The 21226-nt window shown below is 73.7% G+C and carries 22 protein-coding genes and 2 riboswitches; of the genes, 9 read left to right on the top strand and 13 right to left on the bottom strand.

The window, feature by feature from the left end; all coding sequences use genetic code 11:
• Positions 1 to 35: 35 nt before the first annotated feature.
• Together AC1DT4_RS03100 and AC1DT4_RS03095 are read right to left on the bottom strand one after the other, a co-directional pair.
• Complete coding sequence (locus tag AC1DT4_RS03100; RefSeq protein ID WP_477088297.1) at positions 36 to 833, bottom strand: ABC transporter permease; 798 nt, start codon at positions 831 to 833, stop codon at positions 36 to 38.
• The gene (locus AC1DT4_RS03095) at positions 833 to 1756 is read right to left on the bottom strand and encodes an ATP-binding cassette domain-containing protein (RefSeq protein WP_477088296.1); all 924 of its coding nucleotides are present in this window, start codon (positions 1754 to 1756) and stop codon (positions 833 to 835) included. The genes AC1DT4_RS03100 and AC1DT4_RS03095 overlap by 1 nt, the downstream gene beginning before the upstream one ends.
• Positions 1757 to 1837: 81 nt before the next feature.
• Between AC1DT4_RS03095 and AC1DT4_RS03090 the strand changes: the two genes are divergently transcribed.
• The 6 genes from AC1DT4_RS03090 to AC1DT4_RS03065 all read left to right on the top strand — a co-directional run bounded on the left by AC1DT4_RS03090 (position 1838) and on the right by AC1DT4_RS03065 (position 8910).
• A complete protein-coding gene (locus AC1DT4_RS03090) occupies positions 1838 to 3019 on the top strand; it encodes a TetR/AcrR family transcriptional regulator (protein ID WP_477088295.1) in 1182 nt (393 codons plus the stop codon).
• 69 nt (positions 3020 to 3088) lie between these two features.
• Positions 3089 to 3679, top strand: a complete 591-nt coding sequence (locus tag AC1DT4_RS03085) for a DNA-3-methyladenine glycosylase I (protein ID WP_477088294.1) — start codon at positions 3089 to 3091, stop codon at positions 3677 to 3679.
• Between the two features lie 72 nt (positions 3680 to 3751).
• Entirely contained in the window at positions 3752 to 3967 is a 216-nt protein-coding gene (locus AC1DT4_RS03080) for a hypothetical protein (protein ID WP_477088293.1), read from the top strand.
• A 167-nt stretch (positions 3968 to 4134) separates the two neighbouring features.
• A riboswitch (SAM riboswitch) is annotated at positions 4135 to 4231 on the top strand.
• A gap of 76 nt (positions 4232 to 4307) precedes the next feature.
• Complete coding sequence (locus tag AC1DT4_RS03075; protein ID WP_477088389.1) at positions 4308 to 5345, top strand: methylenetetrahydrofolate reductase; 1038 nt, start codon at positions 4308 to 4310, stop codon at positions 5343 to 5345.
• A 7-nt stretch (positions 5346 to 5352) separates the two neighbouring features.
• Entirely contained in the window at positions 5353 to 7680 is a 2328-nt protein-coding gene (gene metE / locus AC1DT4_RS03070; RefSeq protein WP_477088292.1) for a 5-methyltetrahydropteroyltriglutamate--homocysteine S-methyltransferase, read from the top strand.
• Positions 7681 to 7746: 66 nt separating this feature from the next.
• Positions 7747 to 8910 carry a MalY/PatB family protein gene (locus AC1DT4_RS03065; RefSeq protein ID WP_477088291.1) on the top strand — a complete coding sequence of 388 codons (1164 nt, stop codon included), beginning with the start codon at positions 7747 to 7749 and terminating at the stop codon, positions 8908 to 8910.
• A gap of 319 nt (positions 8911 to 9229) precedes the next feature.
• Here AC1DT4_RS03065 and AC1DT4_RS03060 read toward each other — a convergent pair whose 3' ends face one another.
• The 5 genes from AC1DT4_RS03060 to gcvP form a co-directional block, all read right to left on the bottom strand.
• Positions 9230 to 9664 carry a (deoxy)nucleoside triphosphate pyrophosphohydrolase gene (locus AC1DT4_RS03060; RefSeq protein WP_477088290.1) on the bottom strand — a complete coding sequence of 145 codons (435 nt, stop codon included), beginning with the start codon at positions 9662 to 9664 and terminating at the stop codon, positions 9230 to 9232.
• A 90-nt stretch (positions 9665 to 9754) separates the two neighbouring features.
• A complete protein-coding gene (locus AC1DT4_RS03055) occupies positions 9755 to 9988 on the bottom strand; it encodes a LuxR C-terminal-related transcriptional regulator (protein ID WP_477088289.1) in 234 nt (77 codons plus the stop codon).
• Positions 9989 to 10290: 302 nt separating this feature from the next.
• Positions 10291 to 10665 (bottom strand): glycine cleavage system protein GcvH, encoded by a 375-nt coding sequence (gene gcvH / locus AC1DT4_RS03050; RefSeq protein ID WP_477088288.1) that lies wholly within the window; start codon positions 10663 to 10665, stop codon positions 10291 to 10293.
• A gap of 35 nt (positions 10666 to 10700) precedes the next feature.
• Positions 10701 to 11858, bottom strand: coding sequence for a glycine cleavage system aminomethyltransferase GcvT (gene gcvT, locus AC1DT4_RS03045; protein ID WP_477088287.1), 1158 nt, complete (start codon positions 11856 to 11858; stop codon positions 10701 to 10703).
• A complete protein-coding gene (gcvP, locus tag AC1DT4_RS03040) occupies positions 11855 to 14776 on the bottom strand; it encodes an aminomethyl-transferring glycine dehydrogenase (protein ID WP_477088388.1) in 2922 nt (973 codons plus the stop codon). Before gcvP ends, gcvT begins: the two co-directional genes overlap by 4 nt.
• A gap of 241 nt (positions 14777 to 15017) precedes the next feature.
• Positions 15018 to 15112, bottom strand: a riboswitch (glycine riboswitch).
• A gap of 94 nt (positions 15113 to 15206) precedes the next feature.
• Between gcvP and AC1DT4_RS03035 the strand changes: the two genes are divergently transcribed.
• From AC1DT4_RS03035 to moaA, 3 genes are read left to right on the top strand one after another with little or no spacing between them, the layout of a single operon-like run.
• Positions 15207 to 15704 carry a MogA/MoaB family molybdenum cofactor biosynthesis protein gene (locus tag AC1DT4_RS03035; RefSeq protein WP_477088286.1) on the top strand — a complete coding sequence of 166 codons (498 nt, stop codon included), beginning with the start codon at positions 15207 to 15209 and terminating at the stop codon, positions 15702 to 15704.
• A complete protein-coding gene (locus tag AC1DT4_RS03030; protein ID WP_477088285.1) occupies positions 15704 to 16117 on the top strand; it encodes a molybdenum cofactor biosynthesis protein MoaE in 414 nt (137 codons plus the stop codon). Before AC1DT4_RS03035 ends, AC1DT4_RS03030 begins: the two co-directional genes overlap by 1 nt.
• A complete protein-coding gene (gene moaA / locus AC1DT4_RS03025; RefSeq protein ID WP_477088284.1) occupies positions 16114 to 17208 on the top strand; it encodes a GTP 3',8-cyclase MoaA in 1095 nt (364 codons plus the stop codon). The genes AC1DT4_RS03030 and moaA overlap by 4 nt, the downstream gene beginning before the upstream one ends.
• Before the next feature lie 45 nt (positions 17209 to 17253).
• Here moaA and AC1DT4_RS03020 read toward each other — a convergent pair whose 3' ends face one another.
• The 6 genes from AC1DT4_RS03020 to moeB are packed head-to-tail and all read right to left on the bottom strand — an operon-like array spanning position 17254 to position 21217.
• Positions 17254 to 17490 carry a MoaD/ThiS family protein gene (locus AC1DT4_RS03020; protein ID WP_477088283.1) on the bottom strand — a complete coding sequence of 79 codons (237 nt, stop codon included), beginning with the start codon at positions 17488 to 17490 and terminating at the stop codon, positions 17254 to 17256.
• Positions 17487 to 17747 (bottom strand): DUF6457 domain-containing protein, encoded by a 261-nt coding sequence (locus AC1DT4_RS03015; protein WP_477088282.1) that lies wholly within the window; start codon positions 17745 to 17747, stop codon positions 17487 to 17489. Before AC1DT4_RS03015 ends, AC1DT4_RS03020 begins: the two co-directional genes overlap by 4 nt.
• Positions 17744 to 18421, bottom strand: coding sequence for an NTP transferase domain-containing protein (locus AC1DT4_RS03010; protein ID WP_477088281.1), 678 nt, complete (start codon positions 18419 to 18421; stop codon positions 17744 to 17746). The genes AC1DT4_RS03015 and AC1DT4_RS03010 overlap by 4 nt, the downstream gene beginning before the upstream one ends.
• Positions 18418 to 18894: a cyclic pyranopterin monophosphate synthase MoaC gene (gene moaC / locus AC1DT4_RS03005; RefSeq protein WP_477088280.1), complete on the bottom strand. Its 477-nt coding sequence runs from the start codon at positions 18892 to 18894 to the stop codon at positions 18418 to 18420. Before moaC ends, AC1DT4_RS03010 begins: the two co-directional genes overlap by 4 nt.
• Positions 18891 to 20114 carry a molybdopterin molybdotransferase MoeA gene (locus AC1DT4_RS03000; protein ID WP_477088279.1) on the bottom strand — a complete coding sequence of 408 codons (1224 nt, stop codon included), beginning with the start codon at positions 20112 to 20114 and terminating at the stop codon, positions 18891 to 18893. Before AC1DT4_RS03000 ends, moaC begins: the two co-directional genes overlap by 4 nt.
• Entirely contained in the window at positions 20096 to 21217 is a 1122-nt protein-coding gene (gene moeB / locus AC1DT4_RS02995) for a molybdopterin-synthase adenylyltransferase MoeB (protein WP_477088278.1), read from the bottom strand. Before moeB ends, AC1DT4_RS03000 begins: the two co-directional genes overlap by 19 nt.
• Between the last annotated feature and the right edge of the window lie 9 nt (positions 21218 to 21226).

The following is a 21226-nucleotide window of genomic DNA, read 5'->3' as shown; positions in this document are numbered from 1 at the left end:
CCGCGCGGCGGGAACCCGCGCGGCCTCGCGACGACTCACGCCTTGCGACGGAACAGCACCGCCGCCGCCACGCGCGCGACGACGAAGATCCCGACGCACCACACCACGGCCGCCACCCACGCGTCGCCGACGGGCAGGCCGAGCAGCAGGGCGCGCAGCGTGTCGGTCACGGGCGTGATCGGGTTGTACGTCGCGATCGTCTCGAGCACGGACGGCATCGACTCCGGCGGGACGAACGCGCTCGACACGTAGGGCAGGAACAGGATCGCGAAGGTGAACCCGCTCGCCGCCTCCGGACCGGACGCGACCACCCCGATCGCGACCGCGACCCAGGTGAGCGCCAGCACGAAGAGCGCGATGAGGCCGATGGCCGCCGCCCAGTCGAGGGGCGACGCCGCCGCGTCGAAGCCGATGAGGAAGGCCACGCCGATCACGAGCGCGGTCGAGACGGCGTTGCGCGCCATGCTGGCGACCACGTGACCCGTGAGCACCCCGGTGGGCCGGATGGGCAGGGACCGGAAGCGGTCGATGATGCCGCCGGTCATGTCGCTGGCCACCTCGACGGCGGTGTTGGCGGAGCCGTACCCGGCGGTGAGCAAGATGATCCCGGGCACCACCCAGTCGACGTAGGAGCCACCCGTCTCGATGGCGCCGCCGAACACGTAGACGAACATGAGCAGCAGGGCCAGGGGCAGGATCACCGCCATGAGCACGGTGTCCATCTGGCGCAGGGACCGGCGCAGGCACCTGCCGATGAGCGCGGACGTGTCGTGCCAGGTCCACCCGAGGGACGGGACCTCGGGGGCGGTCGTGGGTGCGGTGAGCGTGGTCATCAGTACTCCCGGGAGGCGACGAGGGGTGGCGCGACAGGTGCCGTGGACTCGGGCTCGGTGGGCCGGCCCGTCAGGGTGAGGAAGACGTCGTCGAGCGTGGGGGAGCGGACCTCCCAGGTGTCGACGGCGACGCCGCGGTCCTCGATGCCGGCGAGGATCCGGCGGACGTCGGGCACGGAGCCGTCGGTGAGGATGCGCTCCTCGGACCCGTCCTTGAGCCGGAGCTCGACGTGCGCCGAGCCGACGGCCCGCTTGAGCTCGCGCGCCGTGCCGTCCGCGATGACGCGCCCGTGGTCGATGACCGCGACGCGGTCGGCCAGCTGGTCGGCCTCCTCGAGGTACTGGGTCGTCAGCAGCACGGTGGTGCCCTCGGCGACGACGTCGCGGATGACGTCCCACAGGTCGTTGCGGCTCCGGGGGTCGAGGCCCGTCGTCGGCTCGTCGAGGAACACGACCTGCGGCCGGGCCAGCAGGCCGACCGCGAGGTCGAGCCGCCGCCGCATGCCGCCGGAGTAGGTCTTGACCACGCGCTTGCCCGCGTCGGTCAGGTCGAAGAGCTCGAGCAGCTCCGCGCTGCGCGTGCGCACCTCCGCGCGGCCCAGGTGGGCGAGCTTGGCCATGAGGTGCAGGTTCTCGACGCCCGTCAGCAGGTCGTCGACCGCCGCGAACTGCCCGGTGAGGCTGATCGCCGCCCGCACCTCGGCCGGCTGCTTGACGACGTCCTTGCCGGCGACGTGCGCCGTGCCGCCGTCGGGCCGCAGCAGCGTGGACAGGATGCGCACGGTCGTGGTCTTGCCGGCGCCGTTGGGGCCGAGCAGGGCCAGCACCTCGCCCCGGGCGACGTCGAGGTCGACGCCGTCGAGGACGGTCAGGTCGCCGTAGGCCTTGCGCAGCCCCCGGGCGACGACAACAGGAGCAGTCATCGCGATCTCGCTTTCTGTGTATGGCGTAAACTGTGTGTGTACTTCATACACACTTGTAGGATCGACCGTCAAGGAGGTGTCGTGGGCAACGACGACGAGATGCGTGAGGCCGAGGCGGCCCGACGGGAGGCCGAGGCGTTGCGCCGCGACCGCGAGAAGGCCGAGCGTGCGGAGGCCAAGGAGGCCGACCGTCTGCGGCGTGAGCTCGAGCGGGCCGACCGCGACGCGGAGCGTGCGGCGCAGAAGGAGGCCGAGCGCAGCCGCAAGGAGGCCGAGCGTCTCGACCGGGACCGCCAGCGGGTCGAGCAGGAGGCGGAGCGTCGGCGCGCCGAACGCGAGCGCGAGGCGCAGCAGGCCGTCAAGGAGGCCGCGCGGCAGCTCCGGGAGGCCGAGAAGGCGCAGCGCGCCGCCGCCCTCGCCCAGCAGCAGGCCGCGAGGGCGGCGGAGAAGGCGCGTCGGCAGGCCGTGCGGGTGGCGGGCTCGGAGAGCGTGCCGGTCGAGCTGCCGCCCGGCATCGCCATCCTGTGGCGCAGGCCGACCGAGGGGCGGCCGGGTCCGCGCCCGAGCCTCACGCTCGAGCAGATCGCCGACGCGGGCATCGCGCTGGCCGACGCCGAGGGGCTGGACGCCGTCTCGATGGCGCGGCTGGCCGAGTCGCTCGGCTTCACCACCATGTCGCTGTACCGCTACGTGTCGTCCAAGGACGAGGTGCTCAGCCTCATGTCCGACCGGGCCGCGGGCCGGCCGCCCGTGCTCGGCCCCGAGGTCGGCGGCTGGCGCGAGCGGCTCGAGCTGATCCTCGCCATCCAGCAGCCGATCCTGCGGGCGCACCCGTGGCTCGCCCGGACGACGACCGTGCTGCACGCCGTCGGGCCGGGGCGCCTCGCCTGGATGGAGGGGATGCTCGCGGCCCTGGAGGACACCCCGCTGTCGGAGCGGCAGAAGGTCGGGGCGATCGGGCTGCTGGCCACGCACGCGCTAGACCAGCTGCGGGTCACCGAGGAGCTGACCGGCAGCGCGCGCACCACCGCGGTCGGGTCGGCGAGCGACGCCGAGGAGGCCCCGGACCTGGGCGACCTCATCGGCGTCCTCGCGTCGCCGTCCACCCACCCGGCGCTGCTGCGCGCCTCCGCCGCGGGCGCCTTCTCGTTCGGGCCGGACGACCGGTCCGAACGGACCGACGGGCCCGAGCTCGACTTCGGGACGGTGCTCATCCTCGACGGCATCGACCGGCTGATCGCGCTCGCCGACCCCGCCACCTGAGCCGCCCACAGCCCCCGGCCGTCCACACGGCGCAGAGAGGTGTGGGCGGCGCCGGGCAGACTGCGACGCATGACCTCGACCGACGTCCCGCGCACCGGCCGTTGCTTCGGTGACGGCAACCCCCTCTACGAGCAGTACCACGACGAGGAGTGGGGCGTGCCCGTGCACGGCGAGCACGCCTTGTTCGAGCGGTTCGCGCTCGAGGGCTTCCAGTCCGGCCTCGCCTGGATCACCGTGCTGCGCAAACGGCCCGCGTTCCGGGCGGCGTTCGCCGGGTTCGACCCGGAGGTGGTCGCCGAGTTCGGGGACGACGACGTCGCGCGGCTGATGGCGGACGTGGGCATCGTGCGCAACCGCGCGAAGATCGAGGCGACGATCGCCAACGGCCGCGCGCTGCGCGAGCTGCACGCCGCCGGCGGCACGCTCGACGCAGTCCTGTGGTCGCACGCGCCCGACCGGACCGCGCACGTCCGGCCTGTGACCTGGGCGGACGTCCCGGCGCAGACCGACGAGTCGCGCGCGCTCGCCAAGGAGCTCAAGTCGCTGGGATTCCGCTTCGTCGGACCGGTGACGGCCTACGCCGCGATGCAGGCGTGCGGGGTCGTCGACGACCACCTGGCCACCTGTCCGTCGGCCGCTCGCGATCACCCGCCGGAGTGAGCACTACTCCTGCCGGGTGACGCTGCCGTGGGGGTCTCGGAACCGACTGTGACGCGGACTACAGTGCCGCACATGACGGAGATGCCCGACCACGACAGCCGGCGCGACGCCGTGCGCGCGGCGGCCGAGGCTCTGACGGACAACGTCGTCCCCGACGCCGGGATCCTCGCGGCGGTCCAGGACGGGCTGCTGTCCGTCCCCGCCGGCTCCCCCAGCTCGTGGTTCGACGTGCCGTCGCAGCGCGGCCGTCTGCAGACGAGCACGCTCGCCCCGCGCCGCCCGCACTGACGGGAGACGTGCGCGCCCGCCGGTGAGCGGGCGCGACATTGCGCCGCCCCGGCCGCGCCCGCCCGCGGGCGCGTCGGCGACCTGAGACCGGGGACGCTCGACGGACGCTCACGTCTCACGGACCGAGCATGGTTGCCCAGCATGTGATCGGCGGTCTACCATCGCGCCTACCATCCAGAGCGGCCGAGAGACCTGGCTCGACGACGCCGCAGCAACCCCCCTCCCCGCCGAGGGTGTGGGTGCTTCCGCCAGGGACGATGGAGTGAGCCATGTCCCCGCAGACCGCGTGTCACCGCACCAGCCCGGTGTCGACGACCGCCACCACCGCCACGGGCTCGCCGTGAGCGCCGCCGCCGTGGAACCCCGCACGCCCGGCCTGCACGTCGCGCCCGAGCCGCGCGCGCATACGGCGAACGACCGTCCGACCATCTCGTTCGAGCTCTTCCCCCCGCGCAACCCGGACGCCGCGCCGCGGCTGTGGTCGACCATCCGGGAGCTCGAGTCGGTGCACCCGGACTTCGTCTCGGTGACGTATGGCGCGTCAGGCAAGACCCGGGTCACCACGCGCGCGCTGGTCCGCCGGCTGCTGCGCGAGACGACCCTCAACCCGATCGCCCACCTGACCTGCGTCGGGACGTCGCGCGCGGAGATCACGGAGATCGTCGGGGAGTTCCTCGACGAGGGGCTCCGCTCGTTCCTGGCGCTGCGCGGAGACCCGCCGTCGGACCGCGGCGACTGGGAGGCGCACCCCGACGGCCTGCAGACGGCCGGCGAGCTGGTCGAGCTGCTGCGCGACATCGAGGCCCAGCGCTGCGCCGACAGCCCGTCGCAGGCGGTCCGCGCCCGGGTCCGGCCGCTGTCGGTCGCGGTCGCGGCGTTCCCGCGCGGCAACCACGCCACGGGCGGCACGCGCGCGCAGGACGTGGCGTCGCTGCTGGCCAAGCAGCAGGCCGGCGCTGACTTCGCTATCACGCAGGTCTTCTTCGACGCCGACGACTACCTGGGTATCGTGGCGGAGGCCCGCGAGGCCGGCGTCACCATCCCGATCATCCCGGGCATCATCCCGACCACCGACCCGGCCCGCCTGCTGCGGGTGCAGGAGCTGACCGGCGTCCCCGTGCCGCAGAATCTCCTGGACCTGCTCGGCTCCGCCGACGACGAGCTCGACCGCCACCGCCGGGGGATCCGCGCCAGCGTCGACCTCGTCAACGGCGTCCTGGACGGCGGAGCACCCGGCGTCCACCTGTACACGTTCAACCAGCACCATGCCGCACTTGACCTGCTCGAGGGTGCACACCTCGACGGCGGAGCTCGGACAGCTCCCGACCTGGCCGGATGGCCGCAGGACACGGCACCCGCCCGACCCCCGAGGGACTGAGAACCACATGAGCAACCCGACCTTCCCCGCCAGCTCCGTGCTCGGCTACCCCCGCATCGGCCCCCGCCGCGAGCTCAAGAAGGCCCTCGAGGCCTTCTGGGCCGGTCGCACCACCGCCGACGAGGTCGAGGCGACCGCCGCGGACCTGCGCCGCCGCACGCGCACCCGCCTGGCCGAGCTGGGCCTGGCCACCGACGTGCCGGCCATCCCGAGCGCGTTCTCGTTCTACGACCACGTGCTCGACGCCACCGCCGTGGTCGGCGCCGTGCCGGCCCGTTTCGCGGACGTGGTCGGCGCCGACGGCGCGCTCGACCTCGCCGGCTACTCGACCGTGGCCCGCGGTCGCGGCGACGACCTGCCGCTCGAGATGACCAAGTGGTTCGACACCAACTACCACTACCTGGTCCCCGAGATCGGCCCGGAGACCACGTTCCGGTTCGCCAGCGACCGCCCGGTCCGGGAGTTCACGGAGGCGCTGGCGGACGGCGTGCTCACGCGGCCGGTCCTCGTCGGCCCCGTCACGTACCTCGCCCTGGCCAAGGCGACCGAGGACGCACCCGAGGGCTTCGCGCCGATCGACCGCCTGGCCGACCTGCTGCCCGTCTACGCGGAGCTGCTGGAGGCCCTCGCCGCCGCCGGCGCCACCTGGGTCCAGCTGGAGGAGCCGGCCCTGGTCTCCGACTCGGTCGCCGTCCCGGCCGAGCAGCTGCTCGCGTCCGTCATCGAGGCGTACCGCGCGCTGGCCACCGACCTGACCCGCCCGCAGCGCCCGGCGATCCTCGTCGCGGCGCCCTACGGCGACCTCGGCGCGGCGTTCCCGGTGCTCGCCGCCACCGACGTCGAGGCCATCGGCATCGACCTGGTCCGCGGCCACGCGCCGACGGAGAAGGTCCCCGGCCTCGAGACCAAGACGCTGGTCGCCGGCGTGATCGACGGCCACAACATCTGGCGCGCCGACCTCGACGCCAAGCTGGCCGTCCTCGAGCAGCTCGAGGGCCTCGGCGCCGCCGCGGTGACCGTCGGCACCTCGACGTCGCTGTTCCACGTCCCGCACACGCTCGAGGACGAGCCGAACCTCGACGCGACGCTGAAGACCTGGCTCGCGTTCGCCGACGAGAAGGTCGTCGAGGTCGTCACGCTCGCCGAGGGCCTGACCGAGGGTCGCGAGGCCATCCACGAGCAGCTGCTCGCCGCGTCCGACGCGGTCAGCTCGCGCCGCACGGCGCCCGGCGTGGTCAACCCGGCCGTGCGCGACCGCGTGGCGGCGCTCGACGAGTCCGCCTTCAGCCGCGGCTCGTTCGACGAGCGCAAGGTCGCCCAGGCGGCCCGGCTCAACCTGCCGCCGCTGCCGACGACGTCCATCGGCTCGTTCCCGCAGACCACCGAGATCCGCACGGCCCGCGCCGCGTTCGGCAAGGGCGAGCTGACCGAGGAGCAGTACGACGAGGAGATGAAGGCGGAGATCCGTCGCGTCGTCGAGCTGCAGGAGAAGATCGGCTTCGACGTGCTGGTGCACGGCGAGCCCGAGCGCAACGACATGGTCCAGTACTTCGCGGAGAACCTCGACGGGTTCGCCGTGACGCAGAACGGCTGGGTCCAGTCGTACGGCTCGCGCTGCACGCGCCCGTCGATCCTGTGGGGCGACGTCTCGCGGCCGAAGCCGATCACGGTCGAGTGGTCGTCGTACACGCAGTCGCTGACCGAGAAGCCGGTCAAGGGCATGCTCACGGGCCCGGTGACCATCCTCGCGTGGTCGTTCGTCCGCGACGACCAGCCGCTGGGCGACACCGCCAACCAGGTCGGCCTGGCCCTGCGCGACGAGATCGCCGACCTCGAGGCCGCCGGCATCGCCGTCATCCAGGTGGACGAGCCCGCCCTGCGTGAGCTGCTTCCCCTGCGGGTCGAGGACCACCCCGCGTACCTCGACTGGTCGGTCCGCTCGTTCCGCCTGTCGACGGCGGGTGTCCGCCCCGACACGCAGATCCACACGCACCTGTGCTACTCGGAGTTCGGCGAGATCATCGGCGCCATCGACGGCCTGGACGCCGACGTGACGTCGATCGAGGCGGCCCGCTCCAAGATGGAGATCCTCGGCGACATCTCGGCCGCCGGGTACCCGCGCGGCATCGGCCCGGGCGTCTACGACATCCACTCGCCGCGCGTGCCCAGCGAGGCGGAGGTCGAGGAGCTGCTCACCGAGGCGGTCAAGGCCATCGCGGTGGACCAGCTCTGGGTCAACCCCGACTGCGGCCTGAAGACCCGCCGCTACGAGGAGGTCGCCCCGTCGCTGGAGCACATCCTCGCGGCGACCCGGGCGGTCCGCGCGACGCTTTGATCCCTCTCACGGCCCCGGGCACCCTTCGCGGTGTCCGGGGCCGTCGTGCGTCCTAGGGTCGGACGGGTGACGATCTTCGACACCGTCCCCCTCGACCAGCTCCGGCGCCGGACGAGCGAGAAGTGGCGGGCGCACCCGCCCGACGTGCTCCCGCTCTTCGTCGCGGAGATGGACGTCCCCCAGCCGGAGCCGGTGGTCCGGGCGGTGCACGACGCGATGCGGACCGGCGACACGGGCTACCCGCACGGCCGCGCCCTCGCGGAGGCGCTCGCCGAGGCCGCCGCGCAGCGCTGGGGCTGGGAGGTCGACGTCGCCTGCTCGCGGCTGGCGTCCGACGTCATGGTGGGCGTCGTCGAGGCGCTCCGGCTGGTGACCGACCCCGGCGACGCCGTCGTCATCAATCCCCCGGTCTACCCGCCGTTCCGCGCGTTCGTCGCGCACGCCGGTCGCGACGTCGTCCCGGCTCCGCTCGGCCCGGACGGGCGGCTCGACCTCGAGGTGCTCGACCGCGCCTTCGCGATCGCGCGTGCGCACGGGCCCCGGCCCGCCTACCTCCTGTGCCACCCGCACAACCCGACCGGCACGCTGCACACCGCCGCGGAGCTCCGAGCGGTCGGCGAGCTCGCCGCGCGGCACGGGGTCCGCGTGGTGGCCGACGAGATCCACGCCCCGCTGGTCCCGACGCGCGCCGACGGCACCCGCCCGGCGTTCGTGCCCACGACGACGCAGATCCCCGACGCCCTCGCGCTGCACTCCGCCTCGAAGGCGTTCAACCTGGCCGGGCTGCGCGCCGCGGTGATGGTGCCCGGCCCCGACGCGGTCGCGGACCTCGCCCGCCTGCCGTGGGTGGTCGGCGACGGCGTGATGCACCTGGCCGTGCTGGCGGAGACCGTCGCCTACCGCGAGTGCGGCGCCTGGCTCGACGAGGTGCTGGACGGGCTCGGCGAGAACCAGCGGCTGCTCGCCGGGCTGCTCGCCGACCGCCTGCCGGCCGCCGTCTGGTCACCGCCGGAGGCGACGTACCTCGCGTGGATCGACCTCCGCACCGTGCCGGCGGTGCGCGCGGGCGAGGACCCCGCCCGACGCGTCCTGGACCGTGGCCGGGTCGCGGTCAACCCCGGCCCGACGTTCGGCGACGAGGGCGCCGGGTTCGTGCGGCTCAACCTCGCGGCGTCGACGGCGACGCTGACCGACGCCGTCGACCGGATGGCGAGCGCCCTGGCCGACTGAGATCGATTCGTGACCATCCGTCCGGCCCCGGGACTCATGTCCACCCCACGCACGTGCCGATCCTCTAGGAGCGAGCACCCGAAGGCTCGCGTTCTACGACGATGTAGTGGAGACACACGTGACGAAGTGCGACGAGTGCAGCTCTGCTGTGCAGGTGTGCGAGCGGTGCGACGGGGCCGGCCGCAAGCGGTGGTCGGGGGAGTGCAGCTACTGCCGCGGCACGGGTCAGTGCTGCATGAAGAACGCGAACCACCGCTGGTGAGGTGACGGCGTCGTCGCCGGCTTCCTGAGGGAGCGGGCAGACCACGCCGTCGGCGGCTCAGCCGCGCGGGATGAGGCGGACGTACTGCTCGGCCAGCCGGTCGACGATGCGGACGTCGGCGTCGAGCCACGGGACGTCGTGCCACTGGTGCCCGGGCAACCACCGCAGCTCGTCGTGCTCGACCAGGGGCTCGGCCGTCCCGTCGACGATCTCGGCCAGCCAGATCCGCATCACGTACTGGTCCGACAGACGCCACATGCCGTCGTCGGGACCGACGAGCTCGTCGCCGAGACCGATCCGCACACCGAGCTCCTCGCGGATCTCCCGGTGCAGCGCGTCCTCGGCGGACTCGTCCCCGTCCACCTTGCCGCCGGGGAACTCCCAGCGGCCGGCCAGTCGTGCCGGCACAGCCCGGCGAGCGGCCAACAGCTCACGCGGGTCGTCCAGGTCGTCCACGATCGCGGCGGCCACGACGAGCACGGGTGAGGTCATGCGGTGAGTGTGCCATCGACACTGCACAGCTCGCGTTGCGCGAGCGTGGCGCTCGTGGGACGGCCCGGTGTCTTGAGCCGTCGGACCACGTCAGCGGATGCCGTGCGCGACGGCCCAGGCGACGGCCTCGGACCGCGTCGAGACGCCGATCTTGCGATACACGCTGCGCACCTGTGACTTCACGGTGTTGCGCGTGACGAAGAGCCGCGTGGCGATCTCCTCGAGAGTGACATCCTCGGCGAGCTCCGCCAGCACGACCCGCTCGCGGCGCGTCAGTGCGTCGTTCGTGAGCCCGACGGTCCTGCTCGTCTCCAACATGCTCATGTTGTCCTCCGGTGTGCTGCGTGACCCGGGGGGTCCGGGTCGTCACGCTCTGGGCTGCGTACCGGATGAGAGAGGGCTGGTGGTGAGCCATGACGCCACTTCCAGCAATCTCGTCATGCGCGGGTTCCCCCCCGCCATGCGCCGATTCGCGCTTGCCACCCACAATGAACGCCGCCCGCGTCTGCTGATACGCCGATCGTGTGAGCACCGACGGGTTTTCACCCGGACGGCTGACCAGCATGGAGGACGAAGCGTACGAATGAGTAACGGATGCGTTACCGCCGAGGTTCACCGATGGTGGTTCACCCTGCGTTCTGCGCCGCGTACTCCTCCGCCGTGAGCAGTGGACCGGTCGACGACACGTCGACCTTGAGGAGCCAGCCTTCTCCGAACGGGTCCGAGTTGACCACCGACGGGTCGTCGACGGCGGCCTGGTTGATCGCGACGACCGTGCCGGAGACCGGGGAGTAGAGCTCGGAGACCGACTTGGTCGACTCGATCTCGCCGACGACCGCGCCGGCGATGATCTCCTCGCCGACGGCGGGGAGCTCGAGGTAGACGATGTCGCCGAGCGCGTCAGCCGCGGTCCCGGTGATGCCGACGGTCGCGGGGGCGCCGTCATCCAGCCATTCGTGCTCGACCGTGTAGTGCAGGTGGGTGGGCAGCTCCGCGGACATGTGAGGCTCCTGTCGATACTTCTCTAGGGCTTGGTCTACCGGGGTCGGCGGTAGAAGGGAAGAGCGACCACCCGGACGGGTTCGAAGCGTCCGCGCACGTCAACCGCCAGCTCGGTGCCCGGAGCACTGAGCTCGGGGGTCACGTACGCCATGGCCACGGGGTGCCCGAGTGTCGGAGACGGTGCTCCGGAGGTGACGGTACCGACCTGCACGGCGTCTGGGGACGTCGTGCTCATGACCGGGTACCCGTGCCGCGCGGCCCTGCGTCCGAGCCCCTCGAGCCCGACGAGCACGCGCGCCGGCTCGGAGTCGGCGCGGCCTACCAGGGCGTCGCGGCCCACGAACGGGAGCGGCGCGCCCTCGTCGTCGACCTTGTCCAGCTTGACCACGCGACCGAGGCCGGCGTCGTGCGGGGTGGTCGTGCGGTCCAGCTCGTTGCCGTACAGCGGCATGCCGGCTTCGAGGCGGAGGCTGTCCCGGGCGGAGAGACCCGCCGGGACGAGACCGAACGGCTCGCCCGCGGCGAGGAACGCGCGCCAGAGGGCCGGCGCGAGGGCCGCGTCGAGGAAGAACTCGAAGCCGTCCTCGCCCGTGTAGCCGGTGCGGGCGACGAAGACCGGCGCGCCCTCGAACGTCATCGGGATCGCCGCGTAGTACTTCAGCGTCCCGGCGTCGTGGCCGGCCTCGGCCAGCCCCTCGGTCGCGCGCAGGATCTCCAGGGCGCGGGGGCCCTGCACGGCGATCAGCGCGGTCTGCGGGGAGCGGTCCTCGACGAGCACGTCGAACCCCTCGGTCCGCTCGGCGAACGCCGCGAGCACCGTCGCGTGGTTCGACGCGTTGGCGACGACCATGAACGTGTCCTCGGTGTCGCGGTAGACGATGAGGTCGTCGACGACCCCGCCGTCCTCCGCGCAGATCATCGTGTACCGCGCGCCGAGCACGCGCAGGGCCGAGAGGTTGCCGACGAGGGCGTAGTCGAGGAAGGCGCCGGCGTCCGGACCGCTGACCGCGATCTCGCCCATGTGGGACAGGTCGAACAGACCCGCGGCCGTCCGGACCGCGGTGTGCTCCGCGATGTCGGAGGTGTAGCGCAGCGGCATCTGCCAGCCGGCGAAGCTGGTGAGGGCGGCGCCGAGGGCGATGTGCTCGTCGTTGAGCGGGCTCAATGTGTCCACGGTGTCGTCGTCCTTCACTCGGCGTAAGCCTCGATGGGCGGGCAGGAGCAGACCAGGTTCCGGTCGCCGTGCGCCCCGTCGATCCGGCGGACCGGCGGCCAGTACTTGCCCTCGCGCAGCGCGGCCACGGGGAACGCGGCGAGCTCGCGGGGGTAGGCGTGGTCCCAGGCGTCGGCCGACACCGAGGCCGCCGTGTGCGGCGCGTGCCGCAGCGGGGAGTCGGCGACGGCCCACCGGCCGGACTCGACGGCGTCGATCTCGCCGCGGATGGCGACGAGGGCGTCGACGAACCGGTCCAGCTCGGCCAGGTCCTCGCTCTCGGTCGGCTCCACCATCAGCGTGCCCGCCACCGGGAAGGACAGGGTCGGCGCGTGGAAGCCGTAGTCCATGAGCCGCTTGGCGACGTCCTCGGCGGTGACCCCGGTGTCCTTGGTGATGTCCCGCAGGTCGAGGATGCACTCGTGCGCGACCAGGCCGTTCGGGCCGGTGTAGAGCACGGGGAAGTGGCCGGACAGGCGCGTGGCCAGGTAGTTCGCCGCGAGCACCGCGGTCTCGGTGGCCGTCTTCAGGCCGTCGGGACCCATCAGGGCGACGTAGGCCCACGAGATCGGGAGGATGCCCGCGGAGCCCCACGGGGCGGCGCTGACCGGCGGCGTGCTGCCGCGGGTCGCCGTCGGCGTCGGGTCGCCCGGCAGGAAGGGCACGAGGTGCGCGGCGACCGCGACCGGGCCGACGCCGGGTCCGCCGCCGCCGTGCGGGATGCAGAACGTCTTGTGCAGGTTGAGGTGGCTCACGTCGCCGCCGAGCTCGCCCGGGCGCGCCAGGCCGACCAGTGCGTTGAGGTTCGCGCCGTCGATGTAGACCTGGCCGCCGGCCTCGTGGACCAGGTCGCAGACCGTGCGCACGCCCTCCTCGTAGACGCCGTGCGTCGACGGGTACGTGATCATGATCGCGGCGACCTGGGGGCCGTGCTGCCCGAGCTTGGCGCGCAGGTCGTCGAGGTCGATCGACCCGTCCGACGCGGTCGCGACGACCACGACGCGCATGCCCGCGAGCGCGGCGGACGCCGCGTTGGTGCCGTGCGCCGAGGCGGGGATCAGGCAGACGTCGCGCTGGTCGCCGCGGGACGCGTGGTACCCGTGGATGGCGAGCAGGCCGGCCAGCTCGCCCTGGCTGCCCGCGTTCGGCTGCACCGAGACGGCGGCGTAGCCCGTGATCTCCGCCAGCCAGTCCTGCAGCTCGGTGACCAGCTCGGCGTAGCCGTCGGTCTGGTCGGTCGGGGCGTACGGGTGAATGGTCGCGAACTCCGGCCAGGAGATGGGTTCCATCTCCACCGTCGCGTTGAGCTTCATGGTGCACGAGCCCAGCGGGATCATCGTCCGGTCCAGCGCCAGGTCCTTGTCCGAGAGGCGGCGCAGGTAGCGCAGCATCGCCGTCTCGGAGCGGTGCAGGTGGAAGACGGGGTGCTGCAGGAACGCGCTGGTCCGGCGGAGCCCGGCGGGGAGCGCGTCGGAGCCGTCGGTGGTGAGGAACCCGAACGCGAACGTCCCGTCCTCCGCCTCGAGGGTCGTCGTACCCGCCGCGGCGAACGCGAGCACGATGCGCAGCAGGTGGTCGTCGGTGGTGCGCTCGTCGCACGCGATCTGCACGTGGTCGGCGTCGGGCGCCCAGAGGTTGACGCCGGCCTCGGCGGCCTGGGCGACGACCTCGCGGGCCTTGCCGACGACGACCGTGCGGACGGTGTCGAAGACGACGTCGTGCTCGACGGTCACGCCGACGCCGGCCAGCAGCTCGGCCAGACCGGCTGCGCGCGCGTGCACGCGCTCGGCGATCGCCGTGAGCCCGTCCGGCCCGTGGTAGACCGCGTACATCGACGCGACGATCGCCAGCAGGGCCTGCGCCGTGCAGATGTTGCTCGTCGCCTTCTCGCGGCGGATGTGCTGCTCGCGGGTCTGCAGCGCGAGCCGGTAGGCACGGGCACCGTCGGCGTCGATGGAGACGCCGACGAGGCGGCCGGGCAGCATCCGCTCGAGGCCGTTGCGGACCGCCATGAACGCGGCGTGGGGTCCGCCGCCGAACAGCGGGACGCCGAAGCGCTGGGCCGAGCCGACCGACACGTCCGCGCCGAGCTCCCCGGGCGAGGTGAGCAGCGTCAGCGCGAGCAGGTCCGCCGCCACGGTGACGAGGCCGCCGCGCTCCTTGGTCTGCGCGATCACCGGCCCGAGGTCGCGCACGCGGCCGGATGCGCCGACCTGCTGCAGGACGACGCCGATGAGGTCGCCCTCGATCTCGGGCAGCCCGTCGGTGAGGTCGGCGACGACGACCGGCAGGCCGATGGCCTCGGCGCGGCCGAGCGTGACGGCGAGCGACTGGCCGAACAGGTCGGCGTCGAGGACGACCGTGCCGGCCTTGCCGCGGGCCGCGCGCCACATGAGAGCGACGGCCTCGGCGACCGCGGTGGCCTCGTCGAGGAGCGAGGCGTTGGCCAGGTCCAGGCCGGTCAGGTCGGTCACCATCGTCTGGAAGTTGAGCAGGGCCTCGAGCCGGCCCTGGGCGATCTCCGGCTGGTACGGCGTGTACGCGGTGTACCAGGCCGGCGACTCGAGCACGTTGCGGCGGATCACGGCCGGCGTGATGGTGTCGGAGTAGCCCTGGCCGATCATCTGGGTCATCACACGGTTCTTGCCGGCGATGGTGCGCAGCGCGGCGAGCACGTCCTCCTCTGACCGCGCGGCGGGCAGGTCGAGCGGGCGGTCGGTGCGGATGCTCGCGGGGACGGCAGCGTCGATCAGGTCGTCGAGCGTGGCGTAGCCGACGACCGAGAGCATGTGGGCGGTCTCGCCGCCGCGGGGGCCGATGTGGCGGTCGGCGAAGACCTCGGCGGCCGGCGTGTGCTCGACGCTGGTGAACGCCACCGAGTCGTGGGAGGGGTCCAGGTGGACCGCGGGGACGCCGTTCACGACGGCGGTGGCCAACGAGCTGAGATCGGTCACGAGCTGCTCCGCAGGGGTCGTCCGGACATGCCGGGACGGTGGGTGGGCTCCCCGCTCTGTCACCTGCACCCGTGCGCGAGCACGTGCAGACCTGAGAGTTTTGCCGGTCCGCCTGTCGGGGCGCGCCGGCTTGCACCGTCGGTGGGACCTCGTCCTGAGGAGTCGGTCCGCTTTCCAGAGTTGCCTCGCCGTGGCGGTACAGGGGCCTGAGAGATTCCCGGGGAGGGTTGCTCCTTCGGCGCCCCGCACGTTCTGCGGGAGCTCTCCCGCCGCGGTTCGAGCAGCGTGTGAAGTTGTGGGCCCAGAGTACCCGGCGCTGTCCAGGTCGCGGCCCGCCGCTCGGCCGGTGGACCTGCGTGCGTAGATTGGCCCGATGCAGCCGAGCGACGCCACCGGAGTGACCGCCGCGGTCATCGTGGTGTCCGACCGGTCCGCCGCGGGCACGCGACCCGACACCTCCGGTCCGGCCGCGGTCTCGCGGTTGCTCGCCGCGGGGTACGCGAAGGTCGACCTGGCGGTGGTGCCCGACGGCGAGCACTCGGTCGAGACGGCGCTGCGGACGGCTCTCGACTCCGGTGCCCGGTTCGTCGTCACGTCCGGCGGGACCGGCGTCGGGCCGCGCGACCGGACGCCCGAGGGCACGCGCACCGTGATCGACCGCGAGCTGCCCGGGATCCCCGAGCTGCTGCGCCGCGACGGTGCGCGGAACGTGCCCACGGCCGTGCTGTCGCGCGGCATCGCCGGCGTGACCGACGCGGGCGCCCTCGTCGTCAACCTCCCCGGCTCTCCGGGCGGGGTGGGCGAGGGGCTCGACGTCCTGCTGCCGCTGGTGGACCATCTGCTGGACCAGCTGACCGGAGGGGACCACTGATGATCGCACGCGTGGTCGACCAGCCCCTGGACCTGCAGTTTCACGTGGAACACGTGAGCGAGCCGGCCGCCGGGGCCGTCGCGACGTTCGTCGGGCTGGTGCGGGACAACGACCCTTCGGTCGAAGGTCGGGTCGTGGCCCTGGAGTACACCGCGCACCCGTCGGCGGCCGCCGTGCTCGAACGCCTCGCGGCAGCGGCCGCGGAGTCCGACGGCGTGCTCGGGGTCGCCGTCAGTCACCGGATCGGGCACCTCGCGGTCGGCGAGGCCGCGATCGTCGCCGCCGTCGCCACGGCGCACCGGGCCGAGGCCTTCGACGTGTGCCGCTCCCTCGTCGAGACGGTCAAGGCCGAGCTGCCGGTGTGGAAGCGCGAGATCCTCGACGACGGGTCACACGTGTGGGTGGGGCTGTGAGCGAGCAGCTGGTCGACCGGTTCGGGCGCGTGCACCGCGACCTGCGGATCTCGCTGACCGACCGCTGCTCGCTGCGCTGCACGTACTGCATGCCGGCCGACGGCGTCCCGTGGCTCGCGCGGTCGACCATGCTGAGCACCGACGAGATCGTGCACGTCGCCCGCGTGGGTGTGGAGCTCGGCATCGAGGAGATCCGGCTGACCGGAGGCGAACCGCTGCTGCGCGTGGACATCGTCGACGTCGTCCGCCGGCTCACGGCCCTCACCGGTCCGTCCGGCAGCCCCGAGGTGTCCCTCACGACGAACGCCCTCCGGCTGCCCGGGCTGGCCTCCGAGCTCAGGGACGCGGGGCTGTCCCGCGTGAACATCAGCCTCGACACCCTCGACCGCGCGAAGTTCCAGCAGCTCACGCGGCGCGACAAGCTGGTCGAGACGCTGGCGGGGGTCGCCGCCGCTGACGCCGCCGGCCTGCATCCGGTGAAGATCAACGCCGTGGCCATGCGCGGCGTGAACGACGACGAGGTGGTCGCTCTGACCAGGTTCGCCGTCGACCGCGGCTACCAGATGCGGTTCATCGAGCAGATGCCGCTCGACGCCGGGCACACCTGGGACCGGGCCGAGATGGTGACGCAGGCGGAGATCCTGGAGCGGCTCACCGCCGAGTTCGCGCTGACGGAGGTTCCCGGGCGCGGTGCCGCGCCGGCAGAGCTCTGGTACGTCGACGGCGGACCCGCGACCGTCGGGGTCATCGCGTCGGTCACCGCGCCCTTCTGCGGCGCGTGCGACCGGCTGCGGCTCACCGCCGACGGGCAGCTGCGGGCCTGCCTGTTCTCGCAGACGGAGACCAACGTCCGCGACCTGCTGCGGGGCGAGACGCCGACCGCGGACGCCTCGGTCATCGGCGTCGGTCCCGGGCAGGCGACGCGCATCGGGGCCTCCGCTCCCGCGCGGCCGGCTCCCACGTCGTCGGACGTCGACGCCGCGCTGGCCGACGCCTACCGGCGGTGCCTCGCGGGCAAGAAGGCCGGGCACGACATCGACGACCCCAGCTTCCTGCAGCCCGACCGCCCGATGAGCGCCATCGGCGGCTGACCGCAGCCCGAGCCGTCGCGAACAGGCCTGGAGGTATTTCGTCCTCTAGCCGCCGGCGAACGGCGGGAGGACGTCCAGGGTGGCGCCGGCGGGGATCGGGTCGTCGCCGTCGACGCGGGTGCCGTCCGCCAGGAGCGCGGAGCGGCCCAGGACGCGGTCCAGCGCGGAGCCGTGCGCGGCGACCATCGCGGCCCTGACCTGCGCGGCCGTCCCGGCGTCGAGCCGCTCGGTGTCGACGCCGGCGGCCTCCGCGGCGGCGGCGAAGTAACGGACGGTGATCACGAGCCGGCGGTCCACGCCTGCGCGCGCGCCTCGATCCAGGCGAGGACGTCCGACGGGTTGGAGCTCGCCGCGGCCAAGCCCGCGACGAACATCGTCACCGGGACGGCCGGGCGCGCGACCTGGTGCGCGACGTCGGACGCCACCTCGAGCAGGCGGTCGATGTCGACGAGCTCGCGCTCGACGCCGAGCGCGGTGGTGATCTGGTCGATCCACTCCGGCAGGTCTGCGCCCGGAGCGCGGCGGGGGTCGTCGGTCATGGTCCGATCCTGTCACCGAGCTCCGCGTCGAGGCGCGCGACGTCCGCCCAGGTGTCCGCGTCCGCGGCGGCGTCGGAGGTGTCGGGGACGTCGACCAGCCGCAGGTCGGCCACGAGTCGGCGCATCGCCGCACCGTGCGTCTCCGCGAGCGCGGCGAGCGCGCGGGCCAGCGCGTCCGCGCGGTAGACGGCGACGAGGTGCTGGGGGCGGCCGTCGGCGCTGATCAGCCGGGCGCCGTCGGCGCCGTGGGCCGCGGCGAGCAGCGCCGGGAGCGCCGAGCCGGCGCGTGGGACGTCGCAGGCCAGCACCGCGACGAGGCCGTCGGGGGCGAGGTACGCGAGCCCCGCGGCCAGGCCCGCCACTGGGCCGCCGTCGGGCGGGTCCTCGAGCACCGTGGGGATGCCGGGGCGCGCGAGGCCCGAGGGCCCGACCACGACCACCCTGTCCGCCGCCGCGACCGCCGCGAGCGCATGGTCGAGGAGGGCGCGACCGCCGACGACGACCTCGGGCTTGCTCGGACCGCCCAGGCGCCGGCCCCGGCCGCCGGCCAGGACGACGGCGTCGAACCGGACGGTCGGCCGGCTGTCGTCGGCGCGCCCGGGGTCGCGGTGTCGTCCCCGCTCCCTCGACGCCGCTCCCTCGTCGGACGGAACGCCGTCGGTCCCCGAGGTCACGCCTCGCGCCGCCAGTCGCCCGAGCGCCCGCCCGACTTCGCCTCGAGCTGCACGTCGGTGATGCGCACGGACTTGTCGAGTCCCTTGACCATGTCGACGACCGCGAGCGCGGCGACCGAGACCGCGGTGAGCGCCTCCATCTCCACGCCGGTGCGGTCGGCGGTGCGGACCGTGGCCGTGACCGAGACGCCGTCGTCGGTGATCTCGAGGTCGACCACGACGCCGTGCACGCCGATGACGTGGGCGAGGGGCAGCAGCTCGGGGGTCCGCTTGGCGGCCGCGATGCCGGCGATGCGCGCGACGGCGAGGACGTCGCCCTTGGGCACTGCCCCGTCCCGCAGCGCCGCGACGACGTCCGGCCCGCACACGACGCGCCCGGTCGCGGTGGCCGACCGGACCGTCGGCTGCTTGGCCGTGACGTCGACCATGCGAGCGTGGCCGGCCGCGTCCAGGTGCGTGAACTGCTCGGTCATGGGCTCACCTTCAGGACGCGGACGCGGTCGCCGGCGGCGACGGCGTCGATCTCGGCGGGGACGACCGCGAGCCCCTCGGCCAGGACGAGCCGGGCTACGAGGTGCGACCCGGACCCGCCGGCGGTCGCGGGAGCCACGCGGTCGGGGGCCACCCAGCGCACGGGCATGAGCTGCGCGCGGCCGGGCGGCGTGGTCCAGCCCTCGTCGGCGACGGCGAGGGCGGCCGGTCGCTCGACGTCGGCGAGGCCGCGCATCCGGAGCAGCGCCGGCCGCACGAACACCTCGAACGACGCGAACGAGCTCACCGGGTTGCCGGGCAGCGTGAAGATCGGCGTGCCGCCGGGCAGCCGGCCGAGGCCCTGCGGCTTGCCGGGCTGGACCGCGACGGCGACGAACTCGACGCCCGGCTCGTCGGCGAGCGCCGCCTTCACCACGTCGTACGCCCCGACGCTCACACCGCCGGAGGTGACGACGGCGTCGATCGACTCGTCCTCGTCGAGGCTCTGCAGGAGCGTGCGCAGGGTCCGGACGTCGTCCGGCACCGGGCCGAGGCGGACCGCCGCGCCGCCGGCCTCGCGGACCGCGGCGGCGAGCAGCCAGGAGTTGGAGTCGGGGAGCTGGCCGCGGTGCAGCGGGTTGCCCGGCGGGACCAGCTCGTCGCCGGTCGACACGACGGCGACCCGGGGGCGGCGGTGCACCCGCACCGTCGGGTGGCCCAGCGAGGCGACGGCCGCGATCGCCGCCTGGCCGAGCAGGGTGCCGCGGGCCACGACCACGTCGCCCGGCCGCGCGTCCTCGCCCGCGCGGCGCAGGTGCACGCCCGCCGCCGGCGCGCCCCGGACCAGCACCGTGACCGTCCCGGCGTCGGTCAGCTCGACCGGGACGATGGTGTCCGCGCCCGCCGGGACGGGCGCCCCGGTCATGATCCGCGCCGCGGTCCCGGCAGCGACGACGGGCTCCTCGGCAGACCCCGCCGGCAGGTCCGCAACCACCCGCAGGCTCACCGGCAGCTCGTCGACGTCCGCGTGGCGCACCGCGTAGCCGTCCATGGCCGAGTTGTCCCAGCGGGGCAGGGGCTCCTCGGTGCGCAGGTCGTCCGCGAGCACCAGACCGTCGGCGTCGTCGAGGGGCACCTCGACCGCGAGGAGCGGCTCCGCGAGCGCCAGGGCGGCGGCGCGGTGGTCGTCGAGGCTGCGCACCGTCAGCGCACGGCCATCCACGCGAGGATGCCGCCCTCGAGGTTCGACGCCTCGAAGCCCGCGTTCTGCAGGATCCGGGCGGCGGTGAGCGAGCGGCCGCCGACCTGGCACTGCACCACGATCTCGACGTCGTGCGGCAGGTCGGCCAGCGCGGATCCGTCGAACACGGACCCGAGCGGCACCAGCACGGCGCCGGGGATCGACGCCTCCGCGTACTCGGACGGCTCGCGCACGTCGATGAGCAGGAACTCGTCGGTCCCGGCGTCGCGCGCGGCGAGGCGCCGGATCAGCTCGGGGGCGGTGATGACGGGGACGTCGGACATGCGGGGGACCTCGGGTTCGTCGGGGACGGTCTGGGCGGCGGGACGGTGACGGGCGACCAGCGGGACGTCGGTCCACCGGCCGCGCAGGGCGTCGACGACGAGCACGCGGCCGAGCAGCGTCTCGCCCGTGCCGGTGACCAGCTTGACCACCTCGGTCGCCATGACCGAGCCGACCTGACCGCACAGCGCGCCGAGCACGCCGGCCTCGGCGCAGGACGGGACCTCGTCGGCACGCGGCGGCTGGGGGAACAGGTCGCGCAGCTGCGGCCCGTGGCGGTCCCAGAACACGGTGGTCTGCGCGTCGAACCGCAGCACCGAGCCCCACACCTCCGGCAGGCCGAGGCGCGCGCACGCGTCGTTGACCAGGTAGCGGGTGGGGAAGTTGTCCGTGCCGTCGACGACGACGTCGTAGCCGCACAGGATCTCGTCGACGTTCGCGCTGGTCAGCCGCGTGGGATGGACCACCACGTCGATGTCGGGGTCGAGCGCCTCGATCGCGTCGCGTGCGCTGTCGACCTTCGGCCGGCCGACGGCGGCGGTCCGGTGGATCACCTGCCGCTGCAGGTTGCTGAGGTCGACCACGTCGTCGTCGACGACCCCGATCGTCCCGACGCCCGCCGCAGCGAGGTACTGCAGCACCGGGGCGCCCAGCCCGCCCGCGCCGACGACGAGCACCCGCGCGTTCCGCAGGCGCCGCTGGCCGTCGACCCCGATCTCCGCGAGCAGCAGGTGCCGCGACCCGCGCGCCACCTGGGCGGGGGTCAGCGGCGGTCCCGGCGGGACCAGCGGGGGAAGGCGCACGGGTCCAAC

Source organism: Cellulomonas sp. P4_D11 (assembly GCF_056401915.1).
Note: the sequence above shows the minus strand (reverse complement) of the source record. Positions and strands in the feature narration are given on the sequence as shown.